At 43.0% G+C, this 22,249-nt stretch carries 13 protein-coding genes; 4 read left to right on the forward strand and 9 right to left on the reverse strand.

Annotated features, from left to right (window positions below; translation table 11 throughout):
* Positions 1 to 129: 129 nt before the first annotated feature.
* Complete coding sequence (locus tag K0H59_RS18095) at positions 130 to 2,961, reverse strand: pitrilysin family protein (protein ID WP_220053940.1); 2,832 nt, start codon at positions 2,959 to 2,961, stop codon at positions 130 to 132.
* A gap of 290 nt (positions 2,962 to 3,251) precedes the next feature.
* Entirely contained in the window at positions 3,252 to 3,845 is a 594-nt protein-coding gene (locus K0H59_RS18100; protein WP_220053941.1) for a hypothetical protein, read from the reverse strand.
* Positions 3,846 to 4,606: 761 nt separating this feature from the next.
* Here K0H59_RS18100 and K0H59_RS18105 point away from each other — a divergent pair.
* The 4 genes from K0H59_RS18105 (at position 4,607) to K0H59_RS18120 (ending at position 8,376) form a co-directional block, all read left to right on the forward strand.
* Entirely contained in the window at positions 4,607 to 4,867 is a 261-nt protein-coding gene (locus K0H59_RS18105) for a hypothetical protein (protein WP_000533826.1), read from the forward strand.
* Positions 4,868 to 5,073: 206 nt separating this feature from the next.
* A complete protein-coding gene (locus K0H59_RS18110) occupies positions 5,074 to 6,105 on the forward strand; it encodes an ABC-three component system protein (protein WP_220053942.1) in 1,032 nt (343 codons plus the stop codon).
* A complete protein-coding gene (locus tag K0H59_RS18115) occupies positions 6,098 to 6,574 on the forward strand; it encodes an ABC-three component system middle component 2 (RefSeq protein ID WP_220053943.1) in 477 nt (158 codons plus the stop codon). Before K0H59_RS18110 ends, K0H59_RS18115 begins: the two co-directional genes overlap by 8 nt.
* Complete coding sequence (locus K0H59_RS18120) at positions 6,571 to 8,376, forward strand: hypothetical protein (RefSeq protein WP_220053944.1); 1,806 nt, start codon at positions 6,571 to 6,573, stop codon at positions 8,374 to 8,376. The genes K0H59_RS18115 and K0H59_RS18120 overlap by 4 nt, the downstream gene beginning before the upstream one ends.
* A 363-nt stretch (positions 8,377 to 8,739) precedes the next feature.
* Here the strand turns inward: K0H59_RS18120 and K0H59_RS18125 are convergent, their stop codons facing one another.
* From K0H59_RS18125 to K0H59_RS18155, 7 genes are all read right to left on the reverse strand, one after another.
* Entirely contained in the window at positions 8,740 to 14,400 is a 5,661-nt protein-coding gene (locus tag K0H59_RS18125) for an ATP-binding protein (RefSeq protein WP_220053945.1), read from the reverse strand.
* Positions 14,401 to 14,582: 182 nt separating this feature from the next.
* On the reverse strand, positions 14,583 to 15,059 hold the full coding sequence (locus K0H59_RS18130) for a hypothetical protein (protein WP_032471333.1): 477 nt from the start codon (positions 15,057 to 15,059) through the stop codon (positions 14,583 to 14,585).
* Positions 15,052 to 17,061, reverse strand: coding sequence for a hypothetical protein (locus tag K0H59_RS18135; protein ID WP_220053946.1), 2,010 nt, complete (start codon positions 17,059 to 17,061; stop codon positions 15,052 to 15,054). Before K0H59_RS18135 ends, K0H59_RS18130 begins: the two co-directional genes overlap by 8 nt.
* Complete coding sequence (locus tag K0H59_RS18140; protein ID WP_220053947.1) at positions 17,054 to 18,637, reverse strand: site-specific integrase; 1,584 nt, start codon at positions 18,635 to 18,637, stop codon at positions 17,054 to 17,056. The genes K0H59_RS18135 and K0H59_RS18140 overlap by 8 nt, the downstream gene beginning before the upstream one ends.
* Positions 18,638 to 18,642: 5 nt before the next feature.
* Positions 18,643 to 19,815: a site-specific integrase gene (locus K0H59_RS18145; protein ID WP_089072043.1), complete on the reverse strand. Its 1,173-nt coding sequence runs from the start codon at positions 19,813 to 19,815 to the stop codon at positions 18,643 to 18,645.
* A 219-nt stretch (positions 19,816 to 20,034) separates the two neighbouring features.
* Positions 20,035 to 20,742, reverse strand: a complete 708-nt coding sequence (ssb, locus tag K0H59_RS18150; RefSeq protein ID WP_126511989.1) for a single-stranded DNA-binding protein — start codon at positions 20,740 to 20,742, stop codon at positions 20,035 to 20,037.
* Between the two features lie 107 nt (positions 20,743 to 20,849).
* Complete coding sequence (locus K0H59_RS18155; protein ID WP_088210090.1) at positions 20,850 to 22,217, reverse strand: MFS transporter; 1,368 nt, start codon at positions 22,215 to 22,217, stop codon at positions 20,850 to 20,852.
* Positions 22,218 to 22,249: the final 32 nt, after the last annotated feature.

Raw genomic sequence — 22,249 nt, forward strand, 5'->3', positions numbered from 1 at the left:
GAGTGGCATTTTCGACAACAGCGATTTCCAATTGCGACCGAGTGGTATTGCAATGATCAATAAAACCAAACCTCCTGTGACACGAGTATCACAGGAGGGAGATCTTCAGAGGGATTATGGTTTAATCGCTCACTGAGCCGTGATGGGTGCAGGTAAGGTTTCGATGGTTAAACGCTTATCATCTTTGAGGTATTTCTGCGCCAATTGGCTTAACTCGGCGGGGGTTATTTGCTGTACCAGTGCCAATCGTTGGTTAAAGCCAGCAAAACGCTCCGGTTGGCTTTGGGCGGTTGAAGCCAAATCTAACCAAAAGTTATTACTTTGCGGCGCTATATGCATCCACTCCAACACAGGTTGGCGGGCGCGATTGAGTAAATCCTCACTGATCCCCGAAGGCGTTTTGACTTGCTTAACTGCGGCGGCGTAATACTTAGCCACTTCAGGCAACATAGCCTTAGTTGTCACGCTAAATAAGCCAAGATAACCATAACCCGTTGGGTTTAAGTCACTGTATGAAAATGCCGAGGGTGAATAACTCGCACCGACTTTTTCGCGAACATTTTCAGTGAGTAGGATGTTTAGTACCTGCTCGAGTAAACCTAAACCCACCAGCTCACGGGGATTGCTCATATCCGTCGTCGGCCATACCTGCGCGAGTGCCGCCATATCGACTTGACCATAATGGGTCAGGCTCATTTGTGCTGGCACTTTAGGAAACACAGGTACGATAGTCTGCCCCTTAGGGATCGGCTGTCGCGCAATGGCTCCTAGGGTTTGTGCAACCTCGGCAATCGCTTTGTCTTCATCAAAATCCCCAACAATCGCCAGTTCAAGCGCCCCCTGCTGAACGGCAGAATGGAAGCTAGGCGCGAGTTCAGCAAACTGCCGCTTGAGGATTTCACCTGGATTACCGTAGCCATAACGTTTGTCGCCATTATGGGCAATACGGGCAAACTGATTCGAAAACTCCAGTTGCGGATTGCTATGAATGCTCTGCTGCTCGGCTATCACTTGCTCACGGAATAACTGCTCGGCCTGTTGATCCATCCCGGGATCGACTAGGTAAGCCGTTAGCACGCCTAATTGGGTGCGAAGTTCGGCAGCATTGGTGCTGATCTCGCCGCCAAAACTCTGTTCACGCAGACTCAAGCCCACCGAGATATCTTGACCAGCAAAAATATCCTGCAAACTGTCCCAATCGTGCAGCCCTAACCCCCCCTGCACAAAGGCGCTATTAAACAGGTAAGACAAACCATCTAGCTCAGGGAATGGCACCTCGCCAAAGCCGATATTGAGACTCACCAACGTCATCCCCTGATTAAAGGGGGTAGGTTTTACATTGAGGCGCACACCGTTAGCAAACTCTAGCTTACGGATCCCAGTTGCGACATCGCGCTGATCGGCAACAATCTGCCCCGGCTCACCAAATTGGCTATAGGCAAACTCCGCAATGCTCTTGGTTTCGGGCGCTTTTACGGCTTGCTTTTGGCTCGAGCTGTAGGCGACTAAGAGTTGTTTTTCAACATTTTCAATGGGTTTGTTATTGGTGAGATACAGATAAGGTGTCCCTTCCCAAGCCTGTTTAAACAACTGCTGCAGTTTTTGCGGCGTGATGCTTGGCATCAGCTTTTCAAACAGCGCCAATTGCCATGCGGGTTCCACTGGCACACGTCGGCTCGCCACCGTATTCACTAGGCTTTCGGCAATATTGACACTGTGGATTGTGTTACTGCCAGCGGCACTGAGCTGATAACCCTTGTGCATTCGTTTAAGTTGCTGGTCAATTTCCTGTTGGCTAAAACCAAATTCCAGCGCCTGACGCAGGGTTTGCTCTAATAGTGCAAGTCCTTGCTGCCAGTTGTTTTCCTGCGTCCCCAAGGTCATTTGCGTGCCGTAGGCAATATCGTATTGCGGGCCGATTTGTAAGCTTACGCCGTATAAGCCTTGGCTGTGTAGCAACTGTGATTCTAGGCGGCGATACAAAATACCATGGGCAACCTCTAATAAAATCTCCTGCTCACGCAGCGCAATCGTATCTGGCTTAGGGGTTTGCGGTTTTAACAGCCCGAGGGAAACCGAGGTTTGCAGGCTTGGGTCAAAAAATGCCGCCGCCTCAACAGTGGTTTTAGCCTGTACCGTGCCTATGGATTGTGCCTTCACCCCAACAGCCTGCGGCGCGGCTTGCCAGTCGGTAAATTGCTGTTTGATCTTGTGCTCGATACGATCAACATCTATATCCCCCACCACAATTAAGCTGGTGCGGGATGGCGTATAAAAACGCTGATAGAGAGACAATAACTTGTCACGATTCGCATTTTGAATGCTCGTCGCCTCTCCCACAGGAAAGCGCTGCGACAGCAAGGTTTGCGGCATTAAAAAGGTTAACTGGTGGCGATAGTTTTCTAAATCGGCGCTACTGCGCTCACGCAGTTCAGACAATACCACCGCCTTTTCACGCTCGATAAGGGCGGGATCCAGCAACAGGTTACTGGCAATTTCGCGCATTAAAAACAAAGCGGTATCGACTTTATCTTGGTTATTGCTCGGTAAATTAAACTGATAAACCGTCTGCTGGAATTCAGTCACCGCATTGGTATCGGCCCCAAAACTTAAGCCTAAGCGTTGTAAGGTTGGGATCATCTCCCCCGCCGCGAGTCCGGTAGAGCCATTAAATGCCATATGCTCTAAAAAATGCACTAGACCTTGCTCGGCATCCGTTTCCACCACAGATCCCACATCCACCCGCATACGGACGATAACCGCCTGTTCAGGAGTTTTGTTGTTTACCAACAGATAGTGCAGCCCATTAGCCAGGGTGCCTGTGTGTACTCGCGGACTTAAGGGTAAATCGGCCGACTCAGGCCACAGCGGCGCTTCAACCGCCCTTAAGGGGAAGGCCACGCTGATAAATAGCAGCCATAGCCACAGGTGTTTAAACTGGATTCGCTTGAAATTATTCATAAAAATTCATTTTCTCCCCCCAATTGGGTTCATTAACCGGAGAAAATGCTTACCTCAGTACTGATAAATTGACTTTTTACTATAGCCGCTAAAATGCTTTAAGTCACAAAATCAATACCTTACACCGTACCAAAAATATCAAAACCATGAATCAATAAGAAAAAATAATATTAGAGCTTGAAAGTATATGAGGGAAAACTCGTTGTTAACTTTATAAAAATATTCCTCTGTCACACTGCCACACATTGGCAATTCAGAACAGGCTTAATTAAAGCCTGTTTTATTCTAAATTAAGCAAGTCTGACTAACACAGTTAATGCATAGATAACCATAGCCCAATAGAAACCCAAAAGAGCAATCCAGATCCAGTTCAACCAAGTTAAACTTGAATTATCCTCATAGTCTAAAGGTTCAAGCGCAAAGTTAATTGCTTTTTGAGCTTCATACAATGGATACAAAACTGCTAAAGGTATAAAAATAGAAATTAAAATAAAAAATGTTGGTAAAACTTCAATTTTATTAAGAATACTAGAGACTACGATAAGTAAAACGTAAGCTGTCGCTAAAGCTGAATGATTCCAACGATAGCTTCTATTATCTTCTTTAATATATTCATTAACATAAACGAACAAAGAGTGTGTATAAAATACCGTAAAAATGCATCGAGCAATAGGCCATGCATCTAAATCATAATACTCTTTTAATGCCTGCCATTGCTTATAAAACCAATAAATTTGATATAGACCAAAGGTGGCAACAAACATAATTGTCAATTTAGCAAGAGAAACGTGAAACAGTGGAATTCTCTGAATATTGCTATCTACTGTTATTTGTTTTTCATCACTTTTTAATGGATTACTTTCCTGACTTATTACATCTTCCATGGAAGAATTCCTTTCTTTTAGTAATTGTCATAACGTTAATTTATTTTCAAAAGTTAGAGTCCTTTAGTGAACCCAAACAATCCACCCTAAATCATAACAACTGTTAACAACTACGCAAAGAAAATTATTCAAGGACAGACAGCCATATATAAACAAAAAGCCCTGCACAATATGGCAGGGCTTTTAAAAAACGATTATTTACACTGTAAAAGTAGGAAAATTAGAATGGCAGTTCACATAAAGTTATGCCAAAAGCCATTCAAGCTATTAAAAGTATTGCCTTTTATTGTAAAAAAAGCCAACTTTGTTAAGTTAAACTCAAATATTGTCAACGATTTGAGCAAGAACTATGGAGTGTTCGCCGCTAAGCGTAAAGATAGCATCTTGACACTTTCGGCGACAGCACCTAATCAACAAAACGCCAACTGGATCTTGGAATATCGAGTGGGCCATAATTATCTCCTGTGATTATGGAGGAGTACCTTGAGAGATAGCCTCCCGAGGGTAAGGTATTGCTGTTTAGGGCCAGCTACCGCTATAGCCAGCGAGAGCTGACAGTGAGTAAAGAGTATGACAGGGACCAAAAAGGATAAAACTCTGTAATTGCCCTTTTAAGGTGCAAAAGACAAGTTTTCCTAAGCAAAGGATAGGATGAGAAGTATGATGATTCACTTATGAGTGGGTTAAACTATCCAAACATAAAGATCTAGGAAAAACTTTCACATGTGAAAGTTTTGCGGCTCAACTCCAAAGGAGCAAAAATGGGCAGAACACTGGAAGATATTATTGCAGAGCAACCTCAAAATCTCGTTGATTCTGCTCAGGAAACAGCTTCAAAACAGCTAATCCATATCCATTTAATCGAGTTACTTGAACGTATCGGGGCTGATGCAGGCTGCCACATTGATAACTGCACAATCGATAGCCTACAGAGACTGAAGCAGCTTGTTGCATCAGCAGGAGGAAGACTTCGCCTTCATGTCGACTTACCGGATGGTTCACATCACGGTTTTAAGCTGTGACCTGAATACTCAAAAGTACCACATTAAAACAAGAAACTTGGGAAGCTACTTTTTCTCGAACTTCAATTCTAATTGAACTTAGGAGCATTAATGTGTGCTATTGCTCAACCAAGTAATCTCAGGCTTTCAAATCTTCCGTTACTATTCACATTGAGCATTTTTTGTTTTAGTCTCAATTTGTTATTAGCGCTTATAGATGGAAACTAATGAGCACACATTTCTATCACCCAGGACCGGAACAACCAACACCGGAACAACGACTACTTTTATTCAATGATGTGAAGTGGGAGATGTTTATAGAACAGTGCGCCAGACAATTGCAAGTAGAAGGGAAATACACTCATGTGCATCGACTTGGTGGTGCGGGTGATAAAGGCAGAGACGTGTGCGGCTATTTACATCAATTGCCTGAAGAGGATACTTGGGACCTGTATCAGGGGAAATACTATGCAGGAACGCTATCTCCAAGTGCTTTTGCTCCTGACCTTGCAAAATTCTTATGGTACGTCTTCTCCAAGGAATACACGCGTCCTTTAAATTACTATATATGTGCGCTCAAAGTTGGTCCCTCACTGCTTGATTACACGCTAAATCCTGAAAGGTTTAAAGCTTGGATGCTTCAGGAATGGAAAGATAAGTCTGGAAATTTCGTAACATTCAAAAAAGATCTCACTCCAGAACTAGATCTATTTATTCAGAACTTTCCTTTTGAGGTTTTCAAGGTAAAGCCATCCGCTGATCTGTTAGAAATACACTCTCGATCATGCAAACACTGGGAGATGTTTGGCGTTTTACCTGCTCGACAGCCCAACCCAATTATGCCAAAAAATCCTGACACCAATGAGCATCAATTCGTCAAAGCACTTCTTGATGTCTATCAGGAGTTAGATCACATTGAACTATCTCATCTGACTGACATTCCTAAAAGGTATCAATCACATTTTAAAGCACAGCGAATGCTTTTTTACAGCGCGGAAGGTCTTAACCGTTTTAGTAGAGACAAGCTTCCAGGAGCATTTGATGATTTGAAGAACCAAGTCGAGATAGGGATAGGTAGCTCCTTAAATTATCCGCATGAGAATGGCCTCACAAGACTAAAAGAGGTTTTAAATACTGCAAACACATTACAGGTAACCTCTAACCCTTTAAGTGGGCGATTACAAGCAGGCGACCTCGGAGGAACCTGCCACCATCTTGCAAATCAGGGTAGAGTAAAATGGGTGGATGAAGATGAGTGATGTATTTAATACTCCATTTGAGCTTGGACTCAGAATGGTGCATTTGTTGATGGCTCTATATCCTAAAAAAGTTGATTTACAGCGCCTAGTTTATTTCGATTATGCCGCAATCTATTCGGCAGATCTAAACGGCCCAGAAAGCCTACATACGCCAGTTCCGCTGCGAGGTGGAGAATACGCCAGTAGGAGAGAGATAATTGAAGAAGGGTTATATTTGATGGCGCAACGGTCATTCATTGATGTACAGGCTGATGATGGTGGTATTAGTTTCCAGCTTGGTGAGAATGGTCCGGCCTTAGTTGGTCTGATTGGCGGAGAATACTCTCGAGAATTATACAAGCGCTGTGAATGGGTAGCGTCTGCGTTAGGTGATATGGATGAGAAAAATCTCGAAAAAATATTTGGAATGCGCGGCACCTTATGGGGCGCAGAGTTCCTTCCAATAACAAACAAAGGAACTGCTCTATGACAATTAGTATTCATGAATTGGTGGTGACTGGGCCAGGAAAAGTGCCGGCAAAACTTACACTAAATGGAAAATCTCATTTAGTTTTTGGTCCCACTGATACAGGAAAATCTTACATTGTCGAATGTTTTAGATATTGCTTTGGTGGAGGTCAAAAGCCTAAAGGTGTTGGCTTCTCGGATGGATATACTAGGGCAGCAGTTCAAATCGTACTATCCAATGGCGACTATTTCACATTATTTCGAGACCTACTTAATGGTGAAGAAGCTGTGTATGAGGGCTTGCATGAGAATCCTCCTCAAGGTGAAATTGCAATTGAAAAAAATATAAGTGACCTGCTTCAGACATGGTGTGGAACTGCAGGAGTAAAGATACTGATTAAGGCAGGAAAGCTTGGCAATTTGACGGCAGGAGATCTTCGTCGCGTTAGCATATTTGATGAGATTGAAACATTAGACAATGTTTCATTTGAAGGTAAAGATACCAATCTGAAAACTCGAAACAAGTCTGCACTAGCTATGATATTAAGTGGTTCAGATGATTCCGAAATGGTTCTTCCTGCATCAACAAACGATCGGAATATTGCAAAAGGACATGCCGAGGCAATTAACCAACAGATCAATAACTTACTTGCGGACATACCTAATGACCTATCACTGAAAGATGCTCAGGAAAGTTTGCTTAAAGTGACAGCTGAGATTGGGGTCATCACAGCTCATATAAGAGGTCATGCCTCCGAACTTGCCGAGCTTAGAAATAACCGCTTAATAATTGATAAAGAAAGGCGACAACTATCTCAGGAGTTAGCAGCATTAAAAGAGGCAGAAAATAGATTTCAGTTGCTTGATAAAAAATATGTAAGCGATCAACAACGACTACAAGCTATATCAACTGCCGCATCAATAGCTGATAGTTTTGATATTCGACCATGTCCTCTTTGCTATACAGACATCCAACACCAGTTACGTCACAAAGATAAAGATACTCAGACACCAATGCTTCGCTTAGCTGCACATGCAGAGAATGAAAAAATCTCAGGATTACGTGATGGATTGAAGGAGGCTTTAAATGATGTTCTCATAAGACTTGATGAAATATCTAACGCACTGCAAAGAAATTCTAGAGAAGCTCTAGAAAATGAACAAAAACAAGAAGCACTTCTATCGCCACAAAGTCTTAATATAAAGTACGGCTTAGAGACTCTTTCAGATCGTAAAGTAACACTGTCTATGGCGGTTGCTGATTTATTAAGGGTTGAAAACCTTAAGATTCGGCTGGCTGAGATGAAAGAAAAAAGTAAGCGCAAAAAGCAAACTGTTAATAGAAATATGTCAGAAAGTTCGACAGTACTATGCAAAAGAATCAAAACACTATTAGATACTTGGGGGGTGCCTAGCGTAGATTCTGTTTATTTTGATGATAGCCTGTCTGACATTGATATTAATCAGTGTAGACGTACATCCTATGGAAAAGGAAAGAGAGGTATTTTTCTAACAGCTTATATGGTTGCATTAATGGAGAGAGCTATGGTGAACGGACATCCACATCTGGGTTTTACTATTATTGACTCTCCAGTAGTGACGTATAAAGATCCCAAGCATGGAACTAACAGTGACGGCGAAGAACTTCTTGATGAAAGTGTTAAAGACCGCTTTTATGCTTGGTTAGCAAACCGTACCGAACCAGGACAGATTCTTATTTTAGAGAATGAAGAACCAAGTTTAGAGACCTTAAATATATTGAATTTTACTGAATTTGTTGGTTCTAAAGGTATCCCTGGCCGATTAGGTTTTTTCCCCGTATGAAAACCGACAATTATAGAACTTGTCCAAGGTTTGAGAAGGCCTCATTGAGGAGAGACCTCAAGGCACCATTGATTCTACTTGAACCACTTTCGCGACAAAGCAGTTTTTAGAAAGGTGGAGACAAACTCCACCTCGTCTCTCTGACCATCCGTCATGCGGATCATATTTACTAGCTCACACCAGAGACTTAAGTTGTTACTCTATAACTTTCACATGTGAAAGTTAATGCTTCTCTGCTTAAGCTTCAGTCAAGCTGGTGTTGCTTCCTAAATCCGACAAAGTATATAGATCTGAGTATCACATGACCTCGGCCAAGGCTTCGACAACTTTGCCAATATAGCAGTGCAATATGAGTTATATAAATCAACATATAAAAAACTCAATCTCTTGTTCATTAAACTCCCTAAAGTTATCTTCAGCTGTAAGCAGAATCGCCTTACATAAATAACAACTCTTACGTTCTGTTTCACTTGAGCTATGCCATTCTTCGATTCTTTCCTTGTTTACTACGGTATAAGAGCCACAAAATGAACGAATTCCTTTGGGATGAATAGGTTGCCAATCGTTATACCAGAAAGATGAAAAACCAACTTGAGATTCATGGACAAAGTAAGTAAACAAACCATCGGAAGATGAACCAACAATTTTTTTACCATCAATGTTACATTTTGGAATGTAGAACCCTCGTGATTCAAGATCGGAGTGCCAATGTCCATACCTCATAAACGGAAACGTAGTGACAGCCATTGTAGGAACTACGGACATCTGACTATCATCAAATTCATAAGACAGTTCATTATTCAAAAGATCACCAACAGCCAAGCAACCGGAGCGCTCTCTTACCTGTATATCAGGCGTAAGATCAATTTCTGTAGTCACCTTTACAACCGTCAGATCAACCCAATTATTGCCGTCAATTCTTATAGGTAATGAAAATGCTAAAAGGTCATTAGTGTCATCTATCTGTTTGAAATTAGATAACCCCTCTTTAACATAGTTGATCAAATTAGTTTCATTTGGAGAATTATGATTATTCCAAACCGGTAACCATTTTGGTTTTTGAGGACGAAGATCCATATATGCAGGCTCAATGGGGAGTGCTGGTATGGAAAGATATTCCGCATAAGAATCAGGCATTCCGTAAAATTCTTTGGCTAGGTCTATTGTTCTCAGATATGCGGAACGACCTCGATGACTTGCTTGTGTATAGAATTGCCCAGTAGACCGTTGTCTATCAGCGCTAAAAAAGTAATCAATGGTTGTTGCTTTTGATGGTTGATACTCGAATGTATTGTTCCACTCAGTTTGGTAGTGCTCTATTAAAGGTAAACTGGTTCTTTTTGTTTCTTTTTTCAGCCAAGAATAGTAAACACGAGGAACATGACTTCCCTGATAATACTCGAATCTATTATTGTCATGATCCAAAATAACAAAAGGAGCAAATGGATAAGCATACTGTCCGCGCTCAACTGAGGTAGGTAGCAATTCAGATAATATTATATCTGACAGTACGGACCTTGCTTTTATGTAGTTTCCGAGATTATTTGGGCAAATATACCCCTTACACTTCGCAATAAAAAATACACACAATACTTCTACGCACTCAGACTCTTGCTTCCTACTTGCTAAGTCTTCCTTTAATAATTCTTCAACTCTTGGATGTTGAGCTATTAGAAGTCGTGAAAGCTGTTCTATCACCCATAGTTTTACAGAAGGTATAGGTAGCTTAAGCCTTGAAACTAAAGTTTTGAGCATCGCTTCTTCGAGAGAGTCATCGCGACGCCAATCCCAAGCTGGCTTTGCAAGTTGAAGATTACGGACGCTCTCTTCTAAACTTGTAACCATATCTAACGTAAGCTTAAGTGCCTCATCTTTCCTGCCACCATGAGAAAGCAAAAAAACTAACTTATCATTCGGAATAATTAACTTGCCAAACCTATCATTCCAATTATTCGGTTGTGATGTTGTTAATTTAATAAATTCGTCGATTTTTTTAGGGTATTGTTCTGCAACAATCTTAAGTCGATTGAGACTATTTTCTGAACTCTCATACCAATCAGACCACCCTCCCATTGCCTTATGAGCCGCAACCAAAAGATCAAAGGCTTTCGTTTTACCTTCTAGTTCTCTCGCGCTAAAAAAAAGAAGATCTAACAAATATCGCTTTTCATCAAAACGATCAATAAAACTATATGCCTGTGGAATGAGCAGCTTTAATAAATCAGGTTCCTTACCTTGAGTACACCAATATTTGTACCAAGTCTTCCAAAATTCACCAGTACTGAGTTTTCCCTTGAGTGCCGCAGTCAGTTCTTCAAACTTGTCAGGCGGATAATCCGATGGCTGCAACGAAATTTTTTCATCAAGCTCATCAGTTGATGAACGCTTATCTTCAGTCATGTTTTGAACTTTAATACCAAGTAAGCTCTCTATTTCATCACTGATATGAAAGGCCTGTGGATTTCCTTGTTCAATCTTTGCTCTAAGAATTTGGTAACAGCTCGAGTGCAATCCTGTCAGATATAAATGTTTAGTTATGGGCGAAGAAAAGTCACACCTTTCAAGCAATCTTAAAATTGTCTCTTCAGCATAATACCACTCGCCATCACTGAGCTCCTGCTCATAAACTGAAGCAGCTGATTGTGGGTTTAATCTTGCTAACAACGAAGATATAGAGTGCTTAGAGTGCCTAGTTTCATCCCCGTCGGTAAACTTGGATATATTGAAAACTATCGATGATATACGCTCTAATATTTCCAACGCAGAATCAGGATCAGCTTCAGAAAGGTATTCCACAGCAGTCAAAACATCAAATATGGTAGGATCTTTGTGATGCCCGTAACCGAGCACAAAATCCCATGTTTTTCTCAAACACCTTTCAAAAAGGGCTAGATTATCGTGTTGGAATGCTATTTGAGCGAGTTCAAGGTAAGCATTAGAATTCTCAATTGTTTCTTCTAGCTCATTTAACTGTCGATCCTCTTCGAGTTCAATGAGCAGTACAACTGCATCATCGTCTAACAGTTTGAGACCTACCTCCTTATACCATAACCGCAGCCAGTCAACTCTGAACACACCAGAGTCAATGATTTGCTTTAACTCATTACGCGAAACTTCAGATTTGGTTGTTATCAGGTGACAATCGGCCGCAATTTCAATCCAATCGCGCTTTAGAGCTATATCAGCTTTTCGTGTCTCCCAATGAACATCATCTAATATTGGCCCCGACGGAAACATCGCACAAACTACATCAAAGTTTAATGTGTTCCCTGCTAAAAGTTCATTTGCGATCAAATCTGAAAGCTCATTAAGAAATTCATAATGATCTGACACATCCGCTCGATCTGATGTTGCACTAACTGGTAACCAAGAGAAGTCGCCTTCCGCACTTAACCTGATACTAAGTGAAGAAAAAAACCAGCTATGATAACCGCCAGTATTTTCAACTTTGAAGACTGTTGCCGACGGGCCATCAAAATGGTGAGTCTTAATACTGGCAAATTTTTTCTTAGAGAATATATCTAAAAACTGAGATAACATCTGTGAGGAAAAAGCGCTATATTCTGGCCTACGAGCAATATCCGCCCCCTCTATAATGCTTAATCTAATTGCATCGAGTTCGATTTGACCGATATGATTTGAATTACGGGGTAAACATTGCCAAGCCCTGAAGAGCAGGCCTAGCTCTTTTTTTGTACGGCATGCACGTCTAAAACTAGCCACATATCCATCGGGCCAATTAGAGAAGTTTCCTGCTTCAAAAATCAAATCGTAGTTAAGGCTGTCAGTTAATACTCCTGCTTTTATCAATATAGCAGCTTCAGCTTCGTTATCTTGAGAGTGTCGTGAAGACAAAAGTTTAGTTCTAGCCCGATATCGATCAATAGCCTTCTGCGATAATAGCTCTGCTTGATCAACAGCCCCTCTATACCATAATGCAATTGCCAATATTGATAATTTGGTTGGTGAATACTCATTTTGTCCAGAGATTATTTCATTCAGAGACGGCTGGTCAGCGATTACTAGAGAGAACGTTTCCAGGTTAGTGGAATCCCATGTCTGAAACTCAGGACCGTTGATAAGCCTAGTTTTTAGTGCTCTGTGCCGATATGCCTCTGCATACTCAAGATCCTGAAATGCATAATTTTCTGCCTCAGATAATAGTCGAATGCATGATTTCACCGGCATTCCAATAATAAGCTTATCAAGTACCCAGTCTCGAGTAACACCCTGTCGTAACTCCGAAGAGTCGCCTCTCCGAGCCAAACTCGACCAAAGCCAATTATCTTTGAGATGTAGTGGGGCGCTCAAACTCAACCATTCGCAGACACATGGCAGTAATGCGTTTATTCGCTCCTGATGCTCCTCCTGATTTCGCACAAATACCACTAGACTTTCATGGAAAGGCCTTACGCCGCAAACTCCTTCTGACAGCATGTGTGCAACTGCATCTACACTCGGTGCATATTCGTGATTATCTTTTACAACAGTACCAATTGCCTGTCTCGGCCACGCAAACTGAAAACCACTGCACAGGTGAAGGACATCCTTTTGTCTATAATTTAGGTTACGCCAAAGCTCGGAATAGTAAGTAATAATATTGCCATCGGAGCATGGAGGAAGCTTCTCAATCTGCCAGGAAGAAAGTGCTAATCCATGATGAGACAGATACTCAGATGAGTAGATCACATGCAGAGGATAGCCATTTGTAGCTTCTAATAACGCGCCGGCACTTTTCTGAATTTCTTCATCCACATGATCCTCATGACAGTTTAAGAATAATCGACCAGATTCAATATGAAGTTTTAAATACTCGTATATCGAATTTCCAGACATTTCAGGCAACCAGTGCCACTCATTCTTAGGTGAGTGAGTAAGCAATGTGTGAGGGAGTAATTCATCGTCAACTGGTTGCGTTCCAACAAGTACCACTAAGTTTTCTGTTGTAGGTAGCAATTGTCTGAAGGTTTCGTCCAATGGCTTTTTATTTTTGGCATTGTCTCGCCACACATGATCCAGCCCATCAATTAATACTACAAAGGGTTTCCCCTTTTGTTTGTAATAACTTGCGCAGGTTACCAGCGCATCACGCAGGTTTTCAGGATGAGATGTACTTGCATTGGCTTCTTTGTGAAAGCTATTGATTTGATGTAGCAGGGATTCAGCAACGATTCTTGGGCTTAGTCTGTCTTCAGTTGTATCTACCAACGATAAAAAATAGTGATGACGTAATAGCGGAATTTCCTGATCTTCCAATTCTTGACATAGAAACGATAGATACGTACTTTTTCCAACACCAGGCTTGCCCGTTAACGTAATGACTTCGCCTTTTGAACGGCTAATTCGAGCAAGTAGATCATTGTGAAAATCTGAATCAGGGAGGCAATAATCCTCAGGTACTGAGAATATTTCAGGTATGGGCTCCGGTCTTTTTGGCGATAAAACTTCTCTAACATGATGAAGATAAATCCAACCATTTTCTGGAGGATTATTCTGAAACATTGCCCATTCACGTGCTCTTGCGACAAGCCGCTCAACGCCTGTATCGTCGGAAAACTTCAAAAGCTCAGCTCGAACACTACGCTTTATCGTAAGGTAGTCTCCATCACTATGTTGGACGGTCAACTTCGAAAAAAGAAATATAGCGGCTTCGTGGCTTCCTAATTGTCGGATGATCTCTTGTTGTGAGTCATCATCAACCTGATTAAAGTCTATTTTAGAACCACGCAGGCAGGATTCCATAGATCTGTCCGGCCGCTTATTGGTCAATAGAACAACATCCCCAAGCTTTTCAGCTGGCACAGCATTAATGGCATTGTAGAGCTTTTTAAGAATGGAACGAGATCTAGCTGTTTTACCTGAGATTTTTAACAACCAATCCCACGTAAGGCAGTTTTCATCCTTCTCAGGAGAAGGGGTAAATTTAACTTGCCAAAAATCTTTAATGCCATTTGGTCGTTCACACACAACATCATCTATACCTTCAGGTGTTTCATTGCTATCTGTGTCGGCTTCAAATGCCACCCCTGGCATACTGAGTAGGGCTATGAAGCCATTCCGCAAGCAGTTTAACTCCCTGCAGCGTTTGATAATCATATCCCGTATAGATAATCGCAGAATTTTTAACTTTCATAAGACTCGAAAACACTCCTTATTCAATAAATCATCCTTTCCACTCCAAAAGTAAACCTCATCAATAGTTAACATTATGTTCTTCCCGAAGGCGGCATTTTTTTGTCGAAAGGACGTAATATTCGAGCTACCTCAGTATTTGAAGGAAGATCTCCCCCTTTTGGCGGAGTTTGATCAACGCTAGCCATCTGTATGCCTTTTTGCCGCACATGAAAGGCGATTTGCTGCCAGCGGCGTAACCATTGAGCTTCTTTTCGCTTGTAGGCTTCTAGTTCTGCTTTGAGGCGATCCACCTCTACCTGAAGCTCTTCCGCCTCTTTCGTTGCCTGCGCTTTGGTTTTCACGAGACCACCCGACAATGCTTGTTTGGCATTGTCATAAGCGGCTTTAATTTCAGATTTGGCTTGGAGTGACTGACGACTAAAGCCAAAACGTTCTTCTAGAACAGCCCAGGTGAGTTTTGCTCCAAGCTCGCCAAGTGCCCAGCGATCCAAATCAGCTACGATTGTATTGATGTCACTATCGGACATGCGTCTGAAGCGCTTAACCATGCTCTACCTCGTTTAAATATTGTTCGGGATCAAAGTGCTCCACCCCGTTATCAGCCAGTTGCACAGCCAGCGTTTTGAGTTTTTTATCGTTATGAGCTATCCAATCAGCGCTCTTTTTGGGCTTGTTACTACTTAACTGTTTCTCAGCATTTTTTCGGGCCAATGCGGTAAGGGCATATTGGCGCTTCTGCTCGTCCAGCCTACCCTTATCATCCTTGACCCACACGTAGTCTTTACAATCTGCCGAACATTGTAAATGGCGCTCGCAGGGTGTTTGAGAAAAGTTGTGGACGCAAATACCTGTACCGACATCATGCACAGCCTGAATGCGTGCTTTAAGAATGGTATCCTGCACTTCTACCGGAACTACTTTGAGTTGCTCAGCCAATAGACCACCGACCAAGCCTTTTTTGATATCTTCGCGGAGCATCAGTGCACGTTTTTCTCGGGATGTATGCTGATAGGCTTTGGTGTCCCTGGGATTGGTTCGCCCAAACCATTCGGTTTGCATAAGATCACTTAACCCACCTTCATCAAGTAAAGTATTGAGCGTGTGGCGGAAGTGGTGACTGGTAAAATCTACCTCGATACTATTGGAAGCGTATTCAGCAGCAAGGGCAGGGAAATAACGGAGAAATGTGGTGAACATAGACTGGCTACAGCTTGTAGCTAACCAGTGAGCATAGCTTCCAGTAGAAAGTCCCAATGAGCGAATAAATAAAAGATCTTTCAGATAGTATTCTTTACCAAATTGATCAATATGGAATGCTCGTAGTAGTTTTTCAGAAAAGTCTCTAAAACAATACGCTTTGACAGCGTCCTTATTTGTGTAGCAAATAGGGTTATTGGGCTTTTTCCCTTGCTTGGTCACTCGCTCATGGTCCTGCCAAACAAGACCAATCTTTCGAATCCATCCAGTAGAACAAATCGTATTGCTGCTTATCCCCATTTTTAACAGGTCATCAATGTATAACTTTCTTTTCTCTGGAATTTTATTCAAAAAACGAATGTCGGGGCCGCGAGAACGATGCATTTCCTCTGCGGTAATTCTCACCGAATCTGTTGCCGCGCGTACCTCATCAAGTACATCTTTAACTATTGTTACGACCTCTGACGGCAAGTAGAGTTTTCTTTTAGGTGTAAATAGATCACCGAGACTAGCCTTTCGAGGGAAATATTCTATGAAGGCTTTTTGGTCTTCGTCTAACGTAACTTCTTGAAGCGGAAGTAATGAAATCTCACTAAAGCGGCGGCCAGTACAAGCAAGCAGAGTCAATATCAGGACATAGAATCTGTATTTATGTTCTTTTGGAACCGTCAAATAGAGCTCACCGATAACCCGAAACACGGTAGGATCAACAAGTTTCTCGGATATGGTCTCCAGAACGTCAGGATCATCCAGCCTTTTATGATTCAGACCTCCAGTATTAACTGGGCGCACCATCTTCGAATATTTGTATTGCAACATCACCCTGCACAAACCATTAGCATCACAGTGTGCAGCGAACTCTGCAACATGCTTGTGAAGGCTGTAGGCAGTGGTGTCACTGTAGTGTTTTGAAATTAATCCACACGCATCGTCTAGCGCTTCTGGCGTGAGTTTGGTCAGTTCCTGCCCCAGTTGGTTAGCTGCAAATGAGATATACCCAACAGCGGTAATGAAGTTACGCTGATTGGGTGTTGATTGATGTTTTCTGTGGAATCGAAGAATCAGTAATGCCTTGGCAACCTCCTCCCATTCATGACGTAGAGGTTCTGAGCCAAGTTTAGGGGGAAGCGTAAAAGCAAACGACGCAGTTTTGGCGTTTTTACCCGTAAGCTTGACTAGGCGGCCAGCATTCACTTGCCACACAGGATTACCCCAAAAAACCGACTCAAACCCTTCTAGCTTCATTAGCTTAGCTTTATCGATCAAAGCTTGGGTATTTGCCTTTCTATCGCGCTCAAGACGATCAATGAAGGGGATAACCTTGGCCTTCCGATTGGAGCGACCATCAGACATTCTGGCCCCCTTCTTCACAAAGCTGAGTTACCTGTGCGACCGCAGCGATTACCTCATCAAGCTGTATACCCAATCGCGCATTCTCGTATTTTTTTAAACGTTCTTCACGGCCTGCCAGCAAACATTCCAAGACATGCTCATGAGCAGCATGACGATAAGGCTGAAATTTAGGGCACAAATAACATGAATAAGGAGGATCAAGGTGGCAGACACTGGACTCCCCACACACACCAATATCAGACTGATCATCTGGATTTTGCTCATCGACAAACGTCAGGTGCTTGTCATCTCGCTCACCATTGATAGCGTCTTCATCACTATCAATAAGCTTACCTTTGAAGAAATTGAGGTACTTCGAGAATCCTTTTGCCATCGACTTGTCGAGATGCTCAACTACAGTTCCCGCAACATCAAAATAGACCCCTACATACTGAGTATCCGTATGATCTAATATCCTGGCTAGCTCACGCCTGCTGATTCCCTCTGTCGCCAGGCCTGTTGCCAAGGTATATCGTAACCTCCTTGGTGTGACATGCATTAATTCACCAGTAAGAGGGGAAATGATATTATGACGTTTTATAAAGGCTGTAATTAAACGAGATATATCACCGCTCGTCATATTGAAAATATTCTCTGAATCTAGAGAACACATGGCAACGCGGTTACCACTTATTTTTATTAGAAGAGGTCGATTATCTGGGGTAGAGAAGTCTGTACCATTAAAGCTAAGAGGCAATAAGTTATTTTGCTCGACAAGATTTTCTAGAATTCTTCCGAAATAGGGATCTAAATATTCATCCATCAGGTCATCGCGGGGATTAACAAATCTCTTCTTAATACGCGGCATCCGAATGATATAACAGGGGTCTTCGTTCGATGGATCAAGCTTAACGAGATCGCTCTCCCTCAGATATGTCAGGTTTGCAGGGTTTCGGCCGAAAGCTAGTGACAAAGCCATAACAACCTTTTGCTGGAGATGCTCAAACTCTAGGCTCTTGTCTTCTTTTAGCGCAGCAATCAAAAGAGAGAGCTCTAATGATTTATGTAATGGCCCCATATCGGGATCGGACATCCTAACTGCCTCGCCCTTTGGACCTCCGGGTATAACCATTGCCTCAAGTTCAGCCGCATACGCATCTGAAAATGTACTATCTGAAATGTTGTCAGAACACCAGATATACCACCTAATTGGCTCATATATCGTCCAAAGTTTGTGCCGAGAGCGCTGAATGTTGATAGATTTCTCAAATAAACCAATAAGATGTTCTTTAGCACTTTCCGGTTGATTATCTTTTCCCCAATCCCTAAGAACTAGCCTCCATACAACTTGAAAAACGCTGTATCCAGCGGATGTTGAAATACGCCTAACCTGGTCAGATACATAGTGCTTCAACGCATTTCTCAGCTGTAAATTTGAGATTTTGCCAAAATCGAGAGTTGAGTGGGCACGAATCACTATGGGGAGCAACCATTTATCGCCTGATATATCAATTGTTTTCCCCTCTCGAGTAACTAGGACCTGCTTCTCAGACCAAGACTGCTCTACAGCTTGTGTTTTCGATAATTTCGTGTTCACTTTGGCTACCTCTCGGACATCATATCTGCCTGATACCGCCTCAATGACTTAACCGCTTGCTCCTCCACTTCTTGGGCAATATAAATGTCTTGTGAATCTAAACTACTATCGCCACGCAGAAAGGCCAGCGCTTCTCGTCTACGCTGCTCATCCACTCCTGAAGCTCTAAGAACCCTCTCAAGCCGGGATGAGAATGTATGTCGAAGAGACTTGGCCGTTAAGTTTTCGGGAAGACGGTCAACATATTGCGTTCGCAATAACTGGAAAAACTGTGTAATTGAGGATTGTGACAAGGGCGCTCCCTCATCACTCAATATTAAATAGTCTGATTCGTAGTTATTTTTGCTTTCAAGCACTTCACGCCAGGTAACAATGTACTCATTTAATGCAAAAGCAAACTGCCGACTCTCAATCGGAATAAGTCTACCATTACGCTTTATTTGAGGCCTGGGTCGTCTTACATCTAGGGGGTCCGATGGCCTACGTTCAACCTGTATCGCCGAAATCGCACCAACTTGAACATCTTCTACCCTGAGGCTAAGCAACTCACCAGGCCTTAGACCACAAAATAACATTAACCCTACAGATACATAATTTCTAAACTTTACAGCAGGATCTCGTCCAAATCCCTGCTCAGCATCGGGATGCAACACGGCAAGCAGGAAGTCAACCTCTAACTCATTTAACCCCTTACGAAGACTTTTTTTCATTGGTGTAGCAGACATAAAGCTACCATCCAGCATTTTTAGAAAAAATGACTTTCGCTCTCTCAAACGTTCATAGTCTAGGGAAGACAACGGCAACTGACTTATCAATACATCCATGCACCAACTAATAAATTGTCTGATAGTCGTTAACCGTTGATTGAAGGTATTAGGTGCTACAACATTTATACGCCCATTGGCTTGATCAATTCTTAACGCTTCGACCAATCCACCTCTTAATTCTGCTTCGTTGAATGAGTTCTGAGCCATCAATTTCGTAGATAGGTCACAATTCGATTTATCCAGCCAGCGATAGAGCACTGAAAGCTCTCTCAAATTCCGAACCAATGTATTTGTACTGAGGGAGCGTCTGGCAAGAATAAACTCATTAGGTAAGACAACTGGCATACCAGAATCATCCAGCATCATTGGTATCTGTTCGCCCGTTTCGTGTGTGACTAGCTCTATTTTCATTGCACCACCCTTATTGACAAAATAAGAGTAGCTACAAACTTTTATCTTCACAACTTTTAAAGTTATACGATTTTATAAAAACACAAAGTCACATAAAACGAAAAAGCCCTTCAAATGCTTACACACTTAAAGGGCTTAAATTTTCATTTATATTTTTTAAAACCAATTAGTTAACTAGAACAATTTAAGAATTAGTTAACAATAATTACTTTATGTCATTCAGAACGGGATATCGTCGTCCCAACCGTCATCCAAATCTGGGGTGAAGTTTTGTTGTGGCTGTGGCGCTGGACGTTGTGCAGGTGCTGCTGGTGCTTGATAGGCTGGTGCAGCAGGCTTAGGCGCATAACCACCTTGCTGTGGCTGAGCATGGGATTGCTGTTGCTGGCCATAGCTTTGCTGAGCAGGCTGCTGATTGTAGCCAGATTGTGGCTGCTGTGCAGGTGCTTGGTAACTTTGCTGTGCGGGCGCGTATTGGTTTTGCGCTGGCGCAGTTTGAGCAGGAGCCGCTTGGTAACCCGCGTTTTGTTGCATGCCGCCCATAGGAGCACCTTGGCCTTGACCTTGACTTTGGCCTTGATTGCGGCCGCCTAACATTTGCATGCTACCGCTTTGGTCGATAACCACTTCAGTGCTGTAACGATCTTGACCGCTTTGGTCTTTCCACTTACGCGTTTGCAGTTTACCTTCGAGGTAAACCTGTGAACCTTTACGCAGGTACTCACCCGTAATTTCAGCCAACTTGCCAAACAGAACCACACGGTGCCATTCAGTACGCTCTTGCTGTTGACCTTGTTGGTCCTTCCACGATTCGCTGGTCGCTACTGTGATGTTAGCGACTGCGTTACCGTTTGGCATGTAACGTACTTCTGGATCTTGTCCCAAATTGCCAACCAAAATTACCTTGTTAACACCACGACTGGCCATTGAAATCTCCTGCGATTCTTTAAATAATCTATTAATTCAGTATGTTGTTTATAATTGTTGCCGCAAGGGAAAATCCGCTTCCCTAAAACTCGCGGCAATAACACATATTATTGAGCAGAGCCTAACACAGCTCGGGCTTCTCTTAAATCGAAATGCTCGTCAACTTTGAGATAAGCAACTTTCTCGTCTAGCACCACAATCGCTTCGACCACACCCATCAATTGTGACAGCTGCGACGCCATATCCCGCGCTTGGGCTTTGTCTTTAACCTCAGCCTCTAAGGTGTAACTCTTGAGCAGCACAGGATTTTTCATCCCTAGGGTCAATAATAACCAAACGCCCATCAATACCAGCGCGACGATAAACACGCCCACGGCGCCGACTAATTGAAACGCACCACCACCGAGCATACCGCCACAGAAGGCGCCTAAGAATTGGCTGGTAGAATAGACCCCCATGGCCGAGCCTTTTTCACCCACGGGGCAGAATTTTGCAATCAAACTCGGCAGCGACGCCTCAAGGTAGTTAAAGCCGGTAAAAAACAGCAGCACCGCCACGCTCAATACCCAGAGGTTGTTGGCAAAAATAGCCATGGCAGCCAGTGCAAACATCATGATCACTAAAGCAATTTGGAACATTGCCTTAGTATTCTTACGCTTCACCCCGATGATGATTAACGGCACCATCAAGAAGAATGCGCCCACAAACGCGGGGAAATACAGCATCCAATGTTTTTCTTTCACCAGACCCGCATCGACTAAATCGAGCGGCAAGGCGACAAACACCGCGGTTAACACTAAGTGCAGAATAAAGATCCCCGCATCGAGCCTAAACAGCTGCGGATCGGTCAACATACGCTTGAGCTTAGCGGGCGCCGCTAAGGTATCGCCCTTAGGTGCATGGGAAATCGGATTTGGCACTAATAGCTGCACAATCAACATGCCAAGTACCGCAAGGCCAGCCGTTAGCAGGAATAAACCCGATAAGCCTAAATGCTGCGCCACAATTGGGCCCACGAGTAACGACAGGGCAAAGGAGCCGCCGATACACATGCCGATAATGGCCATCACCTTAGTGCGCTGCTCATCTCGAGTTAAATCCGCCGCTAAGGCCAACACGGCGGCGGCAATCGCTCCCATACCTTGCACGGCGCGGCCAAATACCACGCCATAAATGGTATCGGCATTGGCGGCAATTAAGCTGCCGATGGCGAACAATACCAATCCAGCGAGGATGACAGGTTTACGACCATACTTGTCGGATAAAATCCCCATAGGGATCTGCAAAACGGCCTGAGTCAAGCCATAGGCACCAATGGCAATCCCCACCCAAAGGGGAGAAAAACCTTCTAAATGCTGACCATAGAGTGCAAAGACGGGCATGATCATAAACAAGCCCATCATACGTAAACCAAATACGCTGGCTAAAGAAAACGCGACTTTTTTCTCGGTTCCTGAAAGTCCGTTGTTACCCATGATTTTGCCCTGGATTGAAGTCTTTTAGGGGG

The organism is Shewanella sp. FJAT-51649 (assembly GCF_019457435.1).
Taxonomy (GTDB): Bacteria; Pseudomonadota; Gammaproteobacteria; order Enterobacterales; family Shewanellaceae; genus Shewanella; species Shewanella mangrovisoli.